Origin of the sequence: Rhizobium laguerreae (assembly GCF_002008165.1) — a bacterium.
Lineage (GTDB): Bacteria > Pseudomonadota > Alphaproteobacteria > Rhizobiales > Rhizobiaceae > Rhizobium > Rhizobium laguerreae.
This window is the reverse complement of sequence record NZ_MRDM01000010.1, coordinates 569,359-586,250: the sequence shown is the minus strand read 5'-3', so window position 1 is coordinate 586,250 and position 16,892 is coordinate 569,359. Positions and strand designations below refer to the sequence as shown.

General features: G+C 61.3%; 15 protein-coding genes, 1 tRNA gene and 1 riboswitch. Of the genes, 8 read left to right on the top strand and 8 right to left on the bottom strand.

Annotation, left to right across the window (positions count from 1 at the left end; translation table 11 throughout):
• Window positions 1–142: 142 nt before the first annotated feature.
• Window positions 143–1,291 (bottom strand): helix-turn-helix domain-containing protein, encoded by a 1,149-nt coding sequence (locus tag BS630_RS11395; RefSeq protein ID WP_077977487.1) that lies wholly within the window; start codon window positions 1,289–1,291, stop codon window positions 143–145.
• 354 nt (window positions 1,292–1,645) lie between these two features.
• Here BS630_RS11395 and BS630_RS11390 point away from each other — a divergent pair, with 354 nt between their 5' ends.
• From BS630_RS11390 to BS630_RS11370, 5 genes are read left to right on the top strand one after another with little or no spacing between them, the layout of a single operon-like run.
• On the top strand, window positions 1,646–2,692 hold the full coding sequence (locus BS630_RS11390; RefSeq protein ID WP_077977486.1) for a UDP-glucuronic acid decarboxylase family protein: 1,047 nt from the start codon (window positions 1,646–1,648) through the stop codon (window positions 2,690–2,692).
• Window positions 2,692–3,678, top strand: coding sequence for a UDP-glucose 4-epimerase GalE (galE, locus tag BS630_RS11385; protein WP_077977485.1), 987 nt, complete (start codon window positions 2,692–2,694; stop codon window positions 3,676–3,678). The genes BS630_RS11390 and galE overlap by 1 nt, the downstream gene beginning before the upstream one ends.
• Window positions 3,675–5,582, top strand: a complete 1,908-nt coding sequence (locus tag BS630_RS11380) for a glycosyltransferase family 2 protein (protein ID WP_077977484.1) — start codon at window positions 3,675–3,677, stop codon at window positions 5,580–5,582. The genes galE and BS630_RS11380 overlap by 4 nt, the downstream gene beginning before the upstream one ends.
• A 19-nt stretch (window positions 5,583–5,601) precedes the next feature.
• Window positions 5,602–6,540, top strand: coding sequence for a glycoside hydrolase family 26 protein (locus BS630_RS11375; protein ID WP_077977483.1), 939 nt, complete (start codon window positions 5,602–5,604; stop codon window positions 6,538–6,540).
• Window positions 6,541–6,558: 18 nt separating this feature from the next.
• Window positions 6,559–7,068, top strand: a complete 510-nt coding sequence (locus tag BS630_RS11370; RefSeq protein ID WP_077977482.1) for a DUF995 domain-containing protein — start codon at window positions 6,559–6,561, stop codon at window positions 7,066–7,068.
• 132 nt (window positions 7,069–7,200) lie between these two features.
• On the opposite strand, the gene BS630_RS11365 is transcribed toward BS630_RS11370, so the two are convergent.
• Window positions 7,201–7,274: transfer RNA gene (locus BS630_RS11365), tRNA-Gly, on the bottom strand.
• A 59-nt stretch (window positions 7,275–7,333) separates the two neighbouring features.
• Window positions 7,334–8,428 (bottom strand): 2'-deoxycytidine 5'-triphosphate deaminase, encoded by a 1,095-nt coding sequence (locus BS630_RS11360; protein WP_077977481.1) that lies wholly within the window; start codon window positions 8,426–8,428, stop codon window positions 7,334–7,336.
• 73 nt (window positions 8,429–8,501) lie between these two features.
• Window positions 8,502–8,580, top strand: a riboswitch (SAM riboswitch).
• Window positions 8,581–8,623: 43 nt separating this feature from the next.
• Here BS630_RS11360 and BS630_RS11355 point away from each other — a divergent pair.
• The gene (locus BS630_RS11355; RefSeq protein ID WP_077977480.1) at window positions 8,624–9,808 is read left to right on the top strand and encodes an O-succinylhomoserine sulfhydrylase; all 1,185 of its coding nucleotides are present in this window, start codon (window positions 8,624–8,626) and stop codon (window positions 9,806–9,808) included.
• Between the two features lie 261 nt (window positions 9,809–10,069).
• Window positions 10,070–10,462: a Co2+/Mg2+ efflux protein ApaG gene (gene apaG, locus BS630_RS11350; protein WP_077977479.1), complete on the top strand. Its 393-nt coding sequence runs from the start codon at window positions 10,070–10,072 to the stop codon at window positions 10,460–10,462.
• A gap of 358 nt (window positions 10,463–10,820) precedes the next feature.
• On the opposite strand, the gene BS630_RS11345 is transcribed toward apaG, so the two are convergent.
• The 3 genes from BS630_RS11345 to BS630_RS11335 all read right to left on the bottom strand — a co-directional run bounded on the left by BS630_RS11345 (window position 10,821) and on the right by BS630_RS11335 (window position 14,055).
• A complete protein-coding gene (locus tag BS630_RS11345; protein WP_077977478.1) occupies window positions 10,821–11,813 on the bottom strand; it encodes an Hsp33 family molecular chaperone in 993 nt (330 codons plus the stop codon).
• A gap of 88 nt (window positions 11,814–11,901) precedes the next feature.
• Window positions 11,902–12,816, bottom strand: coding sequence for an ornithine carbamoyltransferase (gene argF / locus BS630_RS11340; RefSeq protein ID WP_077977477.1), 915 nt, complete (start codon window positions 12,814–12,816; stop codon window positions 11,902–11,904).
• 42 nt (window positions 12,817–12,858) lie between these two features.
• On the bottom strand, window positions 12,859–14,055 hold the full coding sequence (locus tag BS630_RS11335; RefSeq protein WP_077977476.1) for an aspartate aminotransferase family protein: 1,197 nt from the start codon (window positions 14,053–14,055) through the stop codon (window positions 12,859–12,861).
• 420 nt (window positions 14,056–14,475) lie between these two features.
• Here BS630_RS11335 and BS630_RS11330 point away from each other — a divergent pair, with 420 nt between their 5' ends.
• The gene (locus tag BS630_RS11330; protein ID WP_025393034.1) at window positions 14,476–15,009 is read left to right on the top strand and encodes a GcrA family cell cycle regulator; all 534 of its coding nucleotides are present in this window, start codon (window positions 14,476–14,478) and stop codon (window positions 15,007–15,009) included.
• A gap of 322 nt (window positions 15,010–15,331) precedes the next feature.
• Here BS630_RS11330 and phoB read toward each other — a convergent pair whose 3' ends face one another.
• Entirely contained in the window at window positions 15,332–16,015 is a 684-nt protein-coding gene (gene phoB, locus BS630_RS11320; protein WP_010068798.1) for a phosphate regulon transcriptional regulator PhoB, read from the bottom strand.
• 134 nt (window positions 16,016–16,149) lie between these two features.
• A complete protein-coding gene (phoU, locus tag BS630_RS11315) occupies window positions 16,150–16,863 on the bottom strand; it encodes a phosphate signaling complex protein PhoU (RefSeq protein ID WP_003556199.1) in 714 nt (237 codons plus the stop codon).
• Window positions 16,864–16,892 lie beyond the last annotated feature (29 nt).

Here is a 16,892-nt window from a genome sequence, read left to right as displayed (position 1 = left end):
AGATGAAAAAGAGAGGAGCAGGCATCATAGACTGCAACAGGCGGTTTAGAGGCCATGGGTCTGGATCAAGTCCGCGGTGTCTTCGGCAAGCGCGTCGACCGCCGCATAACGGATTCGAGTCTGGATTTCAGCCCGAGCCGGATCAACCCGTCAGGGCCAGCCAATCACCGATCGTTTTTCCGTAACGCCGCGTCGAGCGGATGGCCGGAGCCGGCCGCTGTTGGGTTGCCACCGTCCTTCGGATTTCACGCGGGCTCAGCCCGAATTCGTGGATGAAGGCGCGCGTAAAATTGGCGGCGACCTCGAAACCGGCGGCTTCTGCGATTTCTGAAATCGGCCTGTGGTCGGCCGAATTGCTGAGATCCGCATAGGCCTGCAGCAATCGCCGCTTGCGAATATAATTGAGCACGCCTCCGCTCGCCTCAAACAGTTGGTAAAGCCGCGTACGCGAAATCCCCAACGCGCGGCACATCACGTCCGGTGTCAAGTTTTCCGAATGGAGATTGACGTGAATGTAGCGGTGCGCCCGCTCCATCAGTCCCATGTTGGCCTGGTTTTGACCGGTATCAGTCCTTGTGGACGATGCGGCGCCCGCAACGACCATATCGCCGATGGTTTGGATGATCCGGGGCACTTCCTCTATCGTCAGATTCCCGAGGTTCGTTTCGAGGCCCGTGAGATAGCCCGTGAGCAACTCGGCATGGCTGCCCGAAAGAACCGTGTTGCCTGCGCTCTGGAGAAGGCTCGCATCGCGAGCCAGCAGCTCATACGGCAGGAACACGAGCAAAGCTTCGGTATCGGTCGTCCGTCCGCGATAGGGGCTGCCGAGAGACATGAAAAATATCTCGCCGGCAGCGGTCTCGGTGACACGACGGTTGACCTCGGTCCAGGCTTGGCCGCTGCGCTGCAGGCCGACGTTCCAATGGTCGATGGGGCTCGATCGAAGCATGGCCTGATCGCGGACATATCTATGGGCATGCGCGCGCTGCTGGACGATCAGGATATCGCCGAGCTGCCAGCCGGTCTGCTCCGCGAGGAATCCGTCTTCGGGTGATTTTCCCTCCGGCAGATGAACATCCACGAGCGGCGCCATATGTGCCCGCCAGGCCTGGAATTGTTCTGCCGGTGGCAGGTCCTGCGTCGAGAATCGCAGCGGCTCGAGTGCAGGGGAGGCATGGGGTGGGCGTTCCTTGCGCATGGCCGGTTCACGCGGCCAGCGCCGCCGCTCCATATGCGCCGGCCGTTCCTGTTCCGCGGCAGGATCATCGTCGGATTCAGACCCTGTAGCCATCCAATTCCTCCAGCGCATAACCCGACCCGAGCCATGGAAATTGAGAAAAGCAATTGTTTTTGCGGCTGAAATCTCCGCAGAACTCCGTCTGAAAAAGCGGAAGTGCCCGAAGAGTCTCCTCCATAAGTTGTTTATCATATTCCTTTTCGCTCTGAAATGTACGGAGCGATAATTTCCAGGACGTGAGGATAACGACAATTGCCTTTCTTAGCTGTATCTAAATAAACATTGGTTCTTTCCAAAAGAAAAACCGGACGAACAAAATATTCGCATGATCGAACGACTTGGTTTCGCGATATGTCGAAGTAAATATCGAATATCCCACAGCAAAATCTGAAAACACGGGAGGTAGTCGTGAACTATCTTGGTAAGATTCGTGCGCGCTCTGTACAAGCTTCGGCTCGTGATGCAAATTGTCCATCCGGAATACATCGCGCTCCCAAGAGAGTTCTTGTCACCGGCGGCGCAGGTTTCCTCGGATCGCATCTCTGCGAGACGCTTCTGGCCGCCGGACACCAGGTGATCTGCCTCGACAATTTTTCCACCGGCATGCGGCGCAATATCGTCCATCTGAAGCGAGTCGATCGCTTCAATGTCGTCGCCCACGATATCGTCCACCCGCTCGATCTGGAAGTCGACGAGATCTATAACCTCGCCTGCCCGGCATCGCCCCCGCATTATCAGGCCGATCCGATCCATACGACAAAGACCTGCGTGCTGGGCTCCCTCAACCTTCTGGAGCTGGCCGCGCGCACCGGCGCACGTATCCTTCAGGCATCCACCTCCGAAGTCTACGGCGACCCGAACGTCCACCCGCAGGTCGAAAGCTACTGGGGCAACGTCAATTCGTTCGGGCCGCGCTCCTGCTATGACGAGGGCAAGCGGTGCGCCGAGACGCTGTTCTTCGACTTCCACAACACGCACGGCGTCGAGATCAAGATCATCCGCATCTTCAACACCTACGGCCCGCGGATGCGTCCGGACGACGGCCGCGTCGTCTCGAATTTCATCGTTCAGGCCCTGACGGGGCAAGACATCACGATATATGGCGACGGTTCCCAGACCCGCTCGTTCTGTTTCGTCGATGATCTCATCGGCGGCATGGTCCGCATGATGGCCTCACCGTCGTCGCTGACGGGGCCTGTCAATCTCGGCAATCCGAGCGAATTCACGATCCGGGAGCTGGCCGAGCAGGTGATCGGATTGACCGGTTCCCGGTCGCAAATCATCCATCGCGCTCTGCCGGTTGACGATCCCCGTCAGCGTCGCCCCGATATTTCGCTTGCCATGCAGGAACTCGACTGGCGGCCGAAGATCGACTTGTCGAGCGGCCTGCGTCAGACGATCGACTATTTCGATGGCCTTCTCGCCCGTCCGGCACGCGAACTGGAGGCGGTCTGATGGATGCGCCCCGGGTCCTGGTCACGGGCGGTGCCGGCTATATCGGTAGCCACACCGCCAAGCTCCTCCGCTCGGAGGGGATTGAGCCTGTCGTCTACGACAATCTCACGACCGGAAACCGTTCGTCCGTGCGCTGGGGCCCTTTCGTCGAAGGTGACGTCCTCGACTCGTCATGCCTGATCGAGGTCATCGAGAAATATGCTCCCGATGCCGTCATCCACTTTGCCGCCTCGGCCTACGTCGGCGAGTCCGTGGAAAACCCAGCGAAATATTACAACAACAATGTCTGCGGTGCATTGTCGCTTATCGATGCCTGCCGGCAGACGGGGCTTCAGAACGTCATCTTCTCATCGAGTTGTGCCGTCTACGGCGTTCCCTCCGTGCTGCCGATCGATGAGACGTTGCCGAAGGCTCCGATCAATCCCTACGGCAAGACCAAGCTGATCTTCGAGCATATGCTCGCCGATTATGCGGCGGCCTACGGCCTGCGGTACGTTGCCCTGCGTTATTTCAATGCCTGTGGAGCCGATCCGGACGGCGAGCTTGGCGAATGGCACGTTCCGGAAACCCATCTCATTCCGCGGGCGCTGCTGGCCGCGGCCGGCCGGATTCCGCACCTGGAGATATTCGGCGATGATTACGATACCCCTGACGGCACCTGTATAAGGGACTATATTCATGTCGCAGATCTCGCGCGCGCCCATGTTCAGGCCTTCACCCATCTCGCCAAAGGCGGAGCAAACCTCGCTGTCAACCTCGGCACCGGGCGGGGGTTTTCCATCAGGGAAGTCCTGCGCGTGATTCAGGAAACGACCGGGTGCGAAGTCCCGGTCGTCATCCATCCACGCCGGCCGGGCGATCCGCCCAGCCTCTACGCCGACGCCAGCCTGGCCCGCGAGACGCTCTGCTTCCAGCCTCGATATTCCGACCTCGAAACCATCGTGCGGACGGCGGCTCCGTTCTTCGGACTGGAGGCGCGCGCGTGACCCAACCTGCGATCACCCAAGCGATGCATGCTCCGGAACCCTCCTACGAGCCGCTTCTTGTCCCGGTTCTGACCGGACATCGGCGGGCCGAATATCTGTTCTCGGCGGCCGTATGGGTCTGCGCCTTCGCCTATTTCTGGATCTGGTGGCTGGAGCCGCGCCATCACGTCGATGCTTTCGGCACAATTACGGTGAGCCTCGTTCTTGCCTGGGTTACCGCTCTGCCGGCCTATTTCATCGTCGTCTTGTATCGGGCGGCAAGACCGAACGGTCCCTTGCGCCTGCCGGCGGGCAGTCGAGTGGCCATGGTCGTGACCAAGGCGCCGGCGGAACCCTTCTCGGTCGTCCGTGAAACCCTGCTGGCAATGCTTGCCCAGGAGGTGGAACACGACACCTGGCTTGCCGACGAAGACCCTTCCCCCGAGACTCTCGACTGGTGCTCCGGGCACGGGGTCTTCGTCTCGACCCGCAAGGGGCGATCCGATTATCATCGGACGTCGTGGCCCCGACGCACGCGGTGCAAGGAAGGCAACCTCGCCTTCTTCTACGACCACTACGGCTACAGCCGCTACGATTTCGTGGCGCAACTCGATGCAGATCATGTTCCCGCGCCCGACTATCTCTTCCACATGCTGCGTCCGTTCGCCGATCCAAAGGTCGGCTATGTCTCGGCCCCCAGCATTTGCGACAAGAACGCTTCCGAAAGCTGGTCGGCACGTGGAAGGCTCTATGCCGAGGCCAGCATGCATGGCTCGCTCCAAGCCGGTTACAATGGCGGCCTGGCGCCGATGTGCATAGGGTCGCATTACGCGGTACGTACCGTCGCCCTCAAACAGATCGGCGGCCTCGGTCCGGAGTTGGCTGAAGACCATTCGACGACATTGATGATGAATGCCGGCGGCTGGCGGGGTGTGCATGCGCTGGATGCCATCGCCCATGGTGACGGCCCCAGAACCTTCAGCGATCTCGTGACGCAGGAATTCCAGTGGTCGCGCAGCCTGGTCATGGTGCTGTTGCGGTACTCGCCGAGCCTCGTCGGCCGGCTGCCGCCCCGGCTCAAGTTTCAGTTCCTCTTTTCGCAACTCTGGTATCCGCTTTTTGCGTTCTTTATGTTGCTCATGTTTACGTTGCCGATCATCGCGCTCGTGCGCGGCCAGAACTTCGTGACGGTGACCTACCCCGATTTCCTGGCCCATTTCGCACCGCTTTCTATCGCTCTCGTGGTGATGGCTTATCGCTGGCGCGCCAGTAGCTCGTTCCGCCCCTACGACGCCAAGATCCTGAGCTGGGAATGCATGCTCTTTCTCTTCGCGCGCTGGCCCTGGGCGCTCGCCGGCACGCTGGCTGCGGTGCACGATTTTGTGACAGGCTCCTTCGTCGATTTCCGCGTCACGCCGAAAGGCCGGTCCGAAGTCGATCTGCTGCCGGTGCGTGTCCTGGCGCCCTACGCTGTGCTGGCGCTCATGGCGGTGTTGCCTGCCCTGGCAATCGGCGATGCCGGCGCCTCCAAGGGTGGTTACTTCTTTACCATCCTGAACGCGGCAATCTACTGCGCGCTGTTGTTGGTCATCGTCGGGCGTCATTCGAAGGAAAATACTGTTGCGGCGGCCCCGCGTTTCTACCGTCCGGCGATGGCGACCGTGCTTCTTGCGCTCGTCGCGTTGCCGGGGGCTGCCACCATCATGCGCGGAAAGGATGCGACCGAGGCACTCGCCTGGGGCAGCGGCCGCCTTCAGCTGTTCGAAGAGCGCTACGCCGCCTCCGGTGCAGGCCGGGGCGGGACCGCCCTGCGCACGATCTTCTTCAAACCACGATGGATTTCCGATCCGGAGGAGATCCAACTGAGAACGGATGCCGCTCACCCGGATGTGCGGCCGAGCGTGGAGGAAATACACAATGCATAGCCCATCCAAAATAGCCCTGTTGTCGTTAACCGGCCTGTTGCTGTCGGGAGTCGCGGTCCTGCCGACCGCTCTGGGCAGTTCTGCCGAAGGGCAGCCGCTAGCAATGACGACATCGTCCATTGCGCCGCCGACCAAAATGCCGGTCGTCACGAAGGAGTCGATCACATTCGGCGCCTATGATCCGCACGGAGATTTAGGCGCCTCGCCCGATTCGAAGATCGAACATCTCTTCCTGCCCTGGGAAGATGTCGATCTGCGCACGCTCGCCCTCGCCGACGATTATGCGCAAGCGCGTGGCCGCACCCTGCTGATCTCGGTCGAGCCCTGGACCTGGTCGACCGGTTCGCGCCAAACCTCGCAGGAACTGCTGCACAGCATCCTGGACGGTTCGCGTGATGCGAACATGGCCGCCGTCTGCTCGACTGCTGCCAAGCTGAAAAGTCCGGTCATCATTCGCTGGGGACAGGAAATGGACGAAACCGACAGCCAGTTCTCCTGGTCGCATTGGCAGGGCGACGATTATGCCAAGGCCTATCGCCGGATGGTGGAGGTCTGCAAGGTCCACCTGAAGACGGCCAAATACATGTGGTCACCGAAGGGCAATGAGGGGCTTCAAGCCTTTTATCCCGGCAACGATGTCGTCGATCTCATCGGGCTCTCGGTCTTTGGCCTGGAGCAATACGACAGGGACAAGACTGGCCGTGACCAGACGTTTGCCGAGCACCTTGCGCCCGGATACGCCCGTGTCGCCGGTTACGGCAAGCCCATCATGGTTGCCGAACTTGGCTACGAAGGTGGCGATTCCTTCGTGCGAAACTGGGCTGAGAGCGTAACGAAACGCTATCCCCAGTTCCCGGCGCTCAGCGCCGTTATCTACTTCAACGACCGTGAAGTCTATCCGTGGCCGGACGGCTATGGCCGCCCCGACTGGCGGATCGTCCGCGAAAGCATCAATTGAACAAGAAGGAACCTGAACATGTCCATGCTTCAAAAAATGTTCCTGGCCGTGGCCCTGACCAGCGGTATCGCCACGGCCGCGTCCGCTGCCGGAACCAACGAGCCTGCGGGGATCGAGACCGCAAAGCCGATGAGCAGCGCGGAAATCTATCGGCTCTACAACCAGAATTCCTGGATGTGGAAAGCCGGCGCCGGCTACTTCTCCGCAAAGGCGCGTCGCTTTACCGCCTGGTCGCGGGAAAATGGCTCGCCTTCCTTCGGCAAGGGCCGCTGGTTCATCACGGAGTCGGGGAAACTCTGCTTCAACGCCGACTGGCACGCCAAGACCGGAACGGCGACGGCAATCACCTGCTTCAGCCACCGCAAGAAGGGCGGCCTGATCTATCAGAAACGCGAACCGGACGGTCAATGGTACGTTTTCAAGAGCGCACCGGCACAAGCCACCGACGAATTCGCAAAGCTTCGCCGCGGCGACTACGTGAGGTCTCAATTGGGGGGAATTGAGATGAGCGTCAGTAAGACCAGATAAAGGCGAAGCTAGGGGTTGCGCGCGGCCGAGGCGCCATCTGTGTCCTTGTAGGAGCCGATGCCTGCGCGCAACCCTTTTCATAAAAGATCACGAAGCGCCTTCAAAAGGCGGCGAACGGCCGGCCGGGGCAGCTGGAGCGGGTGAAGGGAATCGAACCCTCGTATTCAGCTTGGGAAGCTGCTGCTCTACCATTGAGCTACACCCGCGATGAAGCGAGATTTCCAACAGATGGGGGCCGCTGTCAAGTCGCGGCGGTCGGGAAGGCTCAGATGCGGAAGTGCTTCGAGAGTTTGAGGCCCTGGGCCTGGTAGTTCGAGCCGAGACCGGAGCCGTAGAGGCTGGCGGGCTTTTCCCGCATATGTTCGTAGACGAGGCGGCCGACGATCTGGCCGTCTTCGAGGATGAAGGGCACCTCGTGGCTGCGCACTTCGAGCACGGCGCGGCTGCCGCGCCCGCCGGCAGGCGCGTGGCCGAAGCCCGGATCGAAGAAGCCGGCATAATGGACGCGGAATTCGCCGACCAGCGGATCGAACGGGGTCATCTCGGCTGCGTAATCCGGCGGCACGTGCACCGCCTCGCGCGAGACGAGGATATAGAATTCATCGGGATCGAGGATCAGCTCGTTGCGGCCGCGGCTGTGGAGCGGTTCCCAGAAATCGAAGAGGTCGTGCTCGGCCTTCTTGTCGACGTCGACGACGGCGGTGTGATGTTTGCCGCGATAGCCGATCAGGCCGTCCTTGTCTCCGGCGAGGTCGATCGACAGCGCGATGCCGCCGCCAGAAATGTTGGGCAGCTTGCTGGCAACCAGCGTTTCGCTTTCATGTAGCTTCAACAGTTCCGGCTCGCCGAGCAGGGAATGGCCGACGCGGAAACGGATCTGCGACAGGCGCGAGCCGCGGCGCACGACGATCGGGAAGGTGCGCGGACTGATTTCGAGATAGAGCGGGCCGGAATAGCCTGATGGGATCTTGTCGAATTCCTGGGCGTAATCGGTGATAACGCGGGTGAAGATATCGAGGCGCCCGGTCGAGCTCTTCGGATTGGCCGAGGCTGACATGTCGGCCGGCAGCGCCAGGCTCTCCATCAGCGGCACGATATAGACGCAGCCGGTTTCGAGCACCGCCCCCTCGGTAAGGTCGATCACATGCAGGCTCAGCCGGTCGAGCTTGTCGGACACCAGATGCGAGGGGCCGGGCATGAAGCTGGCACGCACGCGAAAAGCCTTGCCACCCAATCGCAGGTCCAGGCTTGCCGGCTGGATCTGGTCGCGGTCCAGCTCCCGCTCGGAGATCAGACGCCCCGTCTCGAACAGCGCGGAGATCGCGCGATCCGCCAGAATTCCCGTTTCGCGAGCCATCATGCCTCATCCATCATTTGCCGCCGACAAAACCAAACTCGGGGAATTGACGCAAGCAGCTAACAGCAGTATTGCAGAATTATCCCGTGGTGATTTGGCCGGTCGGCTTGCAGCCACGTTAAACAAGTGGCTAAAAAGACCGGGTTGAAACCGGTCTGCTTTTGCGACCGGTTTTTTTTGTTATGTGAAGGTGATGGCATGAGCAAGACCTGGCGCCCGGCAACCCAACTCGTCCACGGTGGCACGCTGCGTTCGCAATATGGCGAGACGTCCGAGGCAATCTATCTCACCCAAGGCTTCGTCTACGAGACGTCGGAGGCGGCCGAAGCCCGCTTCAAGGGCGAGACGGAGGGCTTCATCTATGCCCGCTACGGCAGCCCCACCAACGACATGTTCGAAAAGCGCATGTGCATGCTCGAAGGCGCTGAAGACGCCCGCGCCACCGCTTCCGGCATGGCCGCCGTCACCGCGGCGATCCTCTGCCAGCTGAAATCAGGCGATCATATCGTCGCCGCGCGCGCCCTGTTCGGCTCCTGCCGCTGGGTCGTCGAGACGCTGGCGCCGAAATACGGCATCGACTGCACGCTGATCGACGGCCGGGATCTGGCCAACTGGGAAAAGGCGATCACGCCGAAGACCAAGGTGTTCTTCCTGGAAAGCCCGACCAACCCGACGCTCGAAGTGATCGATATTGCAGGCGTCGCCAAACTGGCCAACCAGATCGGCGCCAAGGTCGTCGTCGACAATGTCTTCGCCACGCCACTCTTCCAGAAGCCGCTGGAGCTCGGCGCCCATATCGTCGTCTATTCCGCCACCAAGCATATTGACGGCCAGGGCCGCTGCCTCGGCGGCGTCGTGCTTTCCGACAAGGAATGGATCGACGAGAACCTGCACGATTATTTCCGTCATACCGGCCCGGCCATGTCGCCGTTCAACGCCTGGGCTTTGCTGAAGGGCATTGAGACGCTGCCGCTGCGCGTGCGCCAGCAGACCGAGAATGCCGCAAAGATCGCAGATTTCCTGGCCGAGCAAGGCAAGGTCGCCAAGGTGATCTATCCCGGTCGCAAGGACCATCCGCAGGCCGATATCATCGCCAAGCAGATGACCGGCGGCTCGACCCTGGTCTGCTTCGAGCTGAAGGGCGGCAAGGATGCGGCCTTTGCGCTGCAGAACGCGCTTGAGATCATCAAGATCTCCAACAATCTCGGCGACAGCAAGAGCCTGATCACCCATCCGGCAACGACGACGCACAAGAACCTGACGGAAGAGGCACGCACCGAACTCGGCATCTCGCCTGGTACGGTCCGCCTTTCGGCCGGCATCGAGGATACCGACGACCTGATCGAGGATTTCGCGAAGGCGCTTGCCAAGGTATCGGCCTGATTTAGGAATAAAGGCGGCCGGACCCCACCCGGGTTCGGCCGGATCTCACCAAGGTGAGGCCGTGCCGGACCTCACTGGGTGAGGCCGGGGGAACAAGTTCGCTCGCCGCGGCGTTCCGAAACGGAATTAACACTGACAATTAGGCTTAACGATCGAAAACCCTCGGATCACAGCCATTTCAGCGATGATAATTGTTCCGTTTCTTGACGGACAGGGCCTCTTATAAGATACGGGTAACATATCTTGACTAAGGTGCAAGGCATGTATCGCGCCCTCACAAGAGAGATCGAAGTAGTCGTCGAGCCGTTCTATCTGGAGGAGCAATCCGATCCGGAAGACGATCGCTATGTCTGGGGTTACCGGATTGTCATCAGCAACAATTCCGGCATAGCCGTTCGGCTGGTCAATCGTTACTGGAACATCACCGACCAGAACGGCCAGGTGGACGAGGTGACTGGTCCCGGCGTCGTCGGCGAGCAGCCGCGGCTCAGGCCCGGCGACACCTACGAATATTCCTCTGGCTGCCCGCTCGACACGCCCTCAGGGCTGATGTTCGGCCACTACCAGATGGAAACGGACGACGGCGAGATGTTCGATGTCGACATCCCGGCCTTCTCGCTGGATTCGCCTGGGCTGCTGCGCGTGCTTAACTGAGGCGCATCAATTGAGACGTCATTTTCCGTCAGCGCCACGTTCCTGAGATCCTCGACGCCCGGGGCGAAGGGGCATGCCGCAACATCTCGACTCCCTCTTCTCCCCAGCGGGGGAAGGTGCCCGTAGGGCGGATGAGGGGGCCGGCGAAGCCGGTCTTTCCAACAACATCCATGCAGGTTTCGGCCGCGATGACATCGTCTCGACCATGTTCAGGGCGGCGGGGCACACGGCATTGCCGTCGGAGTGCCGGAATGGGTTTTATGTGAAGGATGTGCCGGGAGGCCCCCTCATCCGCCTGCCGGCACCTTCTCCCCGCTGGGGAGAAGGGACTTGGGGCAGCCATCATTGCAAACCGCGCCTATTCGGCCGGCTGAAGCTCGGCCGGCTCGAAGCGGTAGGTGGTCGAGCAGAATTCGCAGGTCACGGCGATTTCGCCATCTTCCTGGCTGGCCTCGATCTCCTCGGCCGAAAAGCCCTTCAGCACGCCCTTGATCTTGTCGCGCGAGCAGCTGCAGCGGTCGAAAACCGCGCGCGGTTCGTAGACGCGCACGCCGCGCTCGTGGAACAGGCGGAACAGCAGCCGCTCTGTGCCGACAAGCGGATCGGTGAGCTCGTCGGCGTCGATGGTTTCGACCAGCGAACGCGCTTCGAGCCAGGCATCGTCCTCGCCATGCGGGCGGCTGCCGGTGTCGCCGTCGCCGCCGTGGAGATCCGGCTGGCGCATGCGCTCCGGCGCTTCCGGCAGGAACTGGGCGACGAGGCCGCCGGCCCGCCAGCGATGGCGTGGCTTGCCGGCATCGTCACGATCGAAGAGCTCGGCCGCGGCGAGGCGGACGCGCGTCGGGATCTGTTCCGACTGGCGGAAATAGACGCCGGCAATTTCTTCCAGCGTGGTGCCGTCGAGCGGAACGATGCCCTGGTAGGGCTGGCTGAACTTGCCCTGATCGATGGTGAAGGCGAGAATGCCCTTGCCGAGCAATTGCTCCGGCTCGGTTTCACCCGCCTCAACTGCCTTGTTGAGCAGCGCCTGATCGAAACGGGCATAGGCGCGGACATTTTCCGGCGTCGAGAAATCGGCGACGAGAAGATCGACCGGGCCGTCGCCCTTGGTCTGCACCGTGAACTTGCCGTCGAACTTCAGCGAGGTGCCGAGCAGCACCGTCAGCACGACGACTTCGGCAAGCAGCCGGGCAACGGGTGCGGGATAATGATGGCGCTCTAGGATCGCATCGAGCATCGGGCCGAGCTGGACGGCGCGTCCGCGCACATCCAGCCCCTCCACCTGGAAGGGGACGACATGGTCATCGCCGGCGAAATCAAACTGGCCGAGGGCGGCTGCAGCTTCTGCCATGGCTTTTCACTCCTTTCAGAGCGATGGGCCAGCGTGCCCTTCGCTCGCGCGGTCGCGAGATCTTTCACTCTCGACGTCCGATTATGGTTCAGATCGCGCCCAGGCACCAAGCAAGAATCGACTTCTGCGCATGAAGACGGTTTTCCGCCTCATCGAAGACTACGGATTGCGGACCGTCGATCACATCATCAGTCACTTCCTCACCGCGATGGGCGGGCAGGCAATGCATGAACAATGCATCATTGCCGGCTTTCGCCATCAAGGCCGCGTTGACCTGATAAGGCTGGAAGACATTGTGACCCCGGGCCCGATGTTCCTGATTCATGGAGACCCAGGTATCGGTCACCACGCAATCGACGCCGGCGACCGCACGGTCGGCATCATGGCAAAGCATGATTTCGGCGCCCTCATTGCGGGCCCAGTTCAGATAGTGATCCTTGGGCTCCGAGCCAAGGGGCACGGCCATGTTCATGCGATAGCCGAAACGCGCGGCACCCTCGACCAGCGAATGCAGCACATTGTTGCCGTCGCCGGTCCAGGCGATGGTCTTGCCCTTGATCGGGCCGCGATGCTCTTCGAAGGTCATGATATCGGCCATGATCTGGCAGGGATGGGTGTCATCCGTCAGCGCATTGATCACGGGCACGGTCGCATGCTGGGCAAGCTCCAGCAGCCTGGAATGCTCGGTGGTGCGGATCATGATCGCATCGACATAGCGCGACAGCACCTTGGCGGTGTCGCCGATCGTCTCGGCGCGGCCGAGCTGCATCTCGGTGCCTGAGAGGAACAGCGTTTCGCCGCCGAGCTGGCGCATACCGACATCGAAGGAGACGCGGGTGCGCGTCGACGGCTTCTCGAAGATCATCGCCAGCATCTTGCCGGCGAGCGGCTTGTCGCCCGTGCCTGCCTTGAAGGCCTGCTTGCGGGTGAGCGCATCGTTCATGATCGTTCTGAGATCGGCGGATGTGACCGCCGAAAGATCGAGAAAGTGTTTAGGGCTCATATCGTCTTCTTACCTGTGCTGCGCCCGAAGGCGGCAATTTCTTCAAGCCGTCTTCTTGACCTTGGAAGCGCGGATGCTTTCGGCGGCGCGCTCGACGCGGGCAAGGCCCTCGCGGGCTTCCTCGGCGGTGACCACGAGCGGCGGAAGAAGGCGGATGACGTTGTCGCCGGCGGGCACGCCGAGCAGATGGGCGGCGCGGATCGCCTGCAGCAGTTCGGCTGAGGGAACGGCAGCCTTGATGCCGAGCAAAAGCCCCTCGCCGCGCACGTCTTCGATCACATCGGGATAACGATCCTTCAGCGAGGCGAGACCCTGGCGGAAGACGAGTGCTACGTCGCGCACCTGCTGGAGGAAGCCATCGGCAAGGATGATGTCGAGCACGGCGCTGCCGACGGCCATGGCAAGCGGATTGCCGCCATAGGTCGAGCCATGCGTGCCGGCCTTCATGCCGGAGGCGGCCTCTGATGTGGCAAGGCAGGCGCCGAGCGGGAAACCGCCGCCGATGCCCTTCGCGACAGCCATGATGTCGGGGGTGACGCCGGACCATTCATGGGCGAAGAGCTTGCCGGTGCGGCCGACACCGGTCTGGACCTCGTCGAGGATCAGCAGCAGGCCGTTGTCGTCGCAGAGCTGGCGAAGCGCCTTCATGAACTCGCTAGTGGCAGGGCGGACGCCGCCCTCGCCCTGCACGGGCTCGATGAGGATGGCAGCCGTCGCCTCGGTGATCGCGGCGCGGACCGCTTCGATGTCGCCGAATGCCACCTGATCGAAACCCGGCGCCTTGGGACCGAAGCCTTCGAGATATTTTTCCTGGCCGCCGGCGGCGATCGTCGCCAGCGTCCGTCCGTGGAACGCGCCTTCGAAGGTGATGATATGGAAACGCTCGGGATGGCCCTTGGAAAACTGATAGCGGCGCGCCGTCTTGATTGCGCATTCGAGCGCCTCGGCGCCTGAATTGGTGAAGAACACCTTGTCGGCGAAGGTGGCGTCCGTCAGGCGCTTTGCCAGACGCTCCTGGCCGGGGATCTCATAGATGTTCGACAGGTGCCAGACCTTGTCGGCCTGCTCCTTCAATGCGCCGACCACATGCGGATTGCTGTGGCCGACGGAGGTGACGGCGACGCCGGCGCCGAAATCGAGATATCGCTCGCCACTTTCGGTGATCAGCCATACGCCCTCGCCTCGCTCGAACCGCAGTGGGGCACGAGAATAGGTGTCATAAAGCGCGGCTTCAGCCATGGCGCGATCTCCATCAAAGTTGCCGGGCAATGACTCCGGCTAAGGAAACCAGGCCCGAAAAATCAAAAATGCCGCCTTGCGGCGGCGAGTGGCACTATTTCCTTTTCGCGCTGCAATGTCAACAAAACGGCGCCCTTAGCGTATGCAGCAAGGGTGTACAGCGGCATTTTCAGTCATCAACAGGCATTATTGCAGAAATGACACGCAGGGGCAGCAAGTTGGGGAAAACTACGAATTCGATTCATCCGGATTCATGCGACTCTTGTCACGGAGTCAGCCTCACACTAGGTTAAAGATCAATTACTAGACTGCATGCGGCGGAACTAGTCACCAAAATTGATCAAGCGTTTCTTGTTTCGGAGCTCCCGGGACAACGGTGAGGGATTCTGCCATCACCAACGCAAAAGGTGGAGACAGGGCATGAACTGGACAGACGAGCGGGTCGAGAAACTCAAGAAGCTTTGGGCCGAAGGACTGAGCGCCAGCCAGATTGCTGCGCAGCTTGGCGGGGTCAGCAGAAACGCGGTCATCGGCAAAGTGCACCGGCTGTGCCTTCCCGGCCGTGCCAAGGCCGGCGGCACCAACACCGCGGCGCGAACGCCGAAGCGCAACACATCGGCGCCGCGCGCACCGAACTACGCCTCCCGGATCACGACCCGCACCGTCACCCGCCAGCAGGGCGCGACGATGCTGAAGGAAGAGATCGAGATCGAAACGATCGAGGAAATGGAATACGTGCCGAGGGGCAACGTGGTGGTGCCGATTTCGCGCCGCCTCGGCCTGACGGAACTGACCGAACGCACCTGCAAGTGGCCAGTCGGCGATCCGCTGAAGGACGACTTCCATTTCTGCGGCTGCGAATCCCCCGACAATTCGCCTTATTGCGGCTATCACCAGAAACTCGCCTACCAGCCGGTGAATGAACGCCGCCGGGCAGCGGCGCGGGCCAGCTGAACGAGCGAACATCGTTTAGAATGCAGAAAGCGGGCCGAGTGGCCCGTTTTTTTATGCGAGTGGATGGAAGCGCTTATTGCGGGATGGCTGCCCCTCACCCTAACTCTCTCCCCGTAAACGGGGCGAGGGGACGTGCCACACGAGAGGTCGGGGACGGGGAACGGAGACGTCGCAGCGGGTCACTTCGCCCCGCGAGCGGGGAGAAGGTGGCGGCAGCCGGATGAAGGGCGGTCTATCGCCGCGAACCGGACAGCAGCGGGACAAGCCCGAGCACGACGAAAAAGTCGTCGGTCGACTCTGTCAGTAACCAGAACGGAAGCCCTCAGGCTTCCATCGAATAACCGGCGCCGCGGACGGTGCGGATGACGTCCTGCATGTTCGAGAAATTCAGCGCCTTGCGCAGGCGGCCGACATGGACGTCGACGGTGCGCTCGTCGACATAGATATCGTGGCCCCAGACGCCATCGAGAAGCTGCGAGCGGGAGAAGACCCTGCCCGGCGACGACATCAGGAATTCCAGCAGGCGGAATTCGGTGGGGCCGAGGCGGACTTCGCGGCTCTTGCGATGGACGCGATGGGTTTCGCGGTCGAGCTCGATATCGCCGCATTTCAGCACCGTCGACAGCACCTCGGGACGGGCGCGGCGCAGCATCGCCTTGACGCGGGCAACGAGTTCCGGGGTCGAGAAGGGCTTGACGACATAATCGTCGGCACCCGTCGACAATCCGCGGACGCGCTCGCTCTCCTCGCCGCGCGCCGTCAGCATGATAATCGGCAGGCGCTCGGTCTCGGGCCGCATGCGCAGGCGCCGGCAGAGCTCGATGCCGGAGACACCGGGCAGCATCCAATCGAGGATGAGAAGATCGGGCGTGCGCTCCTGAAGCCTCATCTCGGCTTCGTCGCCACGAAGGATGGTATCGACCTCGAAGCCTTCCGCTTCGAGATTGTAGCGAAGAAGCACGCTGAGGGCTTCCTCGTCTTCAACAACTGCAACTCTCGGGATCATGCGTGTCGGTCTCCTCGCGCATCATCCTTAAATCAGGGGTGATTTAAGCAATTCATCCTGCGCAAATTCAGAAATTGGCTGCGACCTTTTTGCGCGCCCCGGACGGGCGCGCACGCAACTAACTATGCGGGCGGTTATTCCGTGACCGCGCCTACGGTGTTGGCGCTGTCGTCCTTCGGACGATCGCCTTCCGGCTGTGCGCCTGTCGTCATGTAAAAGATCGTCTCGGCGATGTTGGTGGCATGGTCGCCGATGCGCTCGATATTCTTGGCGCAGAAGAGAAGATGCGTGCAGCTGGTGATGTTGCGCGGATCCTCCATCATATAGGTCAGGAGTTCGCGAAACAGCGAGGTGTACATCGCGTCGATCTCGTTGTCGCGTTCACGGATCGCATTCGCCTTGTCGGCTGAACGATTGGTGTAGACATCGAGCACTTCCTTGAGCTGGACGAGCGCCAGCTCGGACAGATGCTCGAGGCCGCGGGCGAGCTTGCGGGGAACGCCGGTGCTTTGGACGGCGATGACGCGCTTGGCGGTGTTTTTGCCGAGGTCGCCGACGCGTTCGAGATCGGCGGCGATGCGGATCGAACCCATGATTTCACGCAGGTCCGAGGCCATCGGCTGACGACGGGCGATGGTCACGATCGCCTTGTCGCCGATTTCGCGTTCGGCGTGATCGAGGATCACATCGTCGGAGATGACCTTCTGCGCCAGTGCGGTATCGCCGTTGACGAGGGCGCGGACGGCTTCGCTGACCATCTGCTCGGCCAGGCCGCCCATTTCGGAAATCCGCCTGGACAGGAACTTCAGATCATCATCGTAGGCAGAAAAAATATGTGTCGATGCCATGGGGCTTTATCCTCGAATAACGGGAAGGC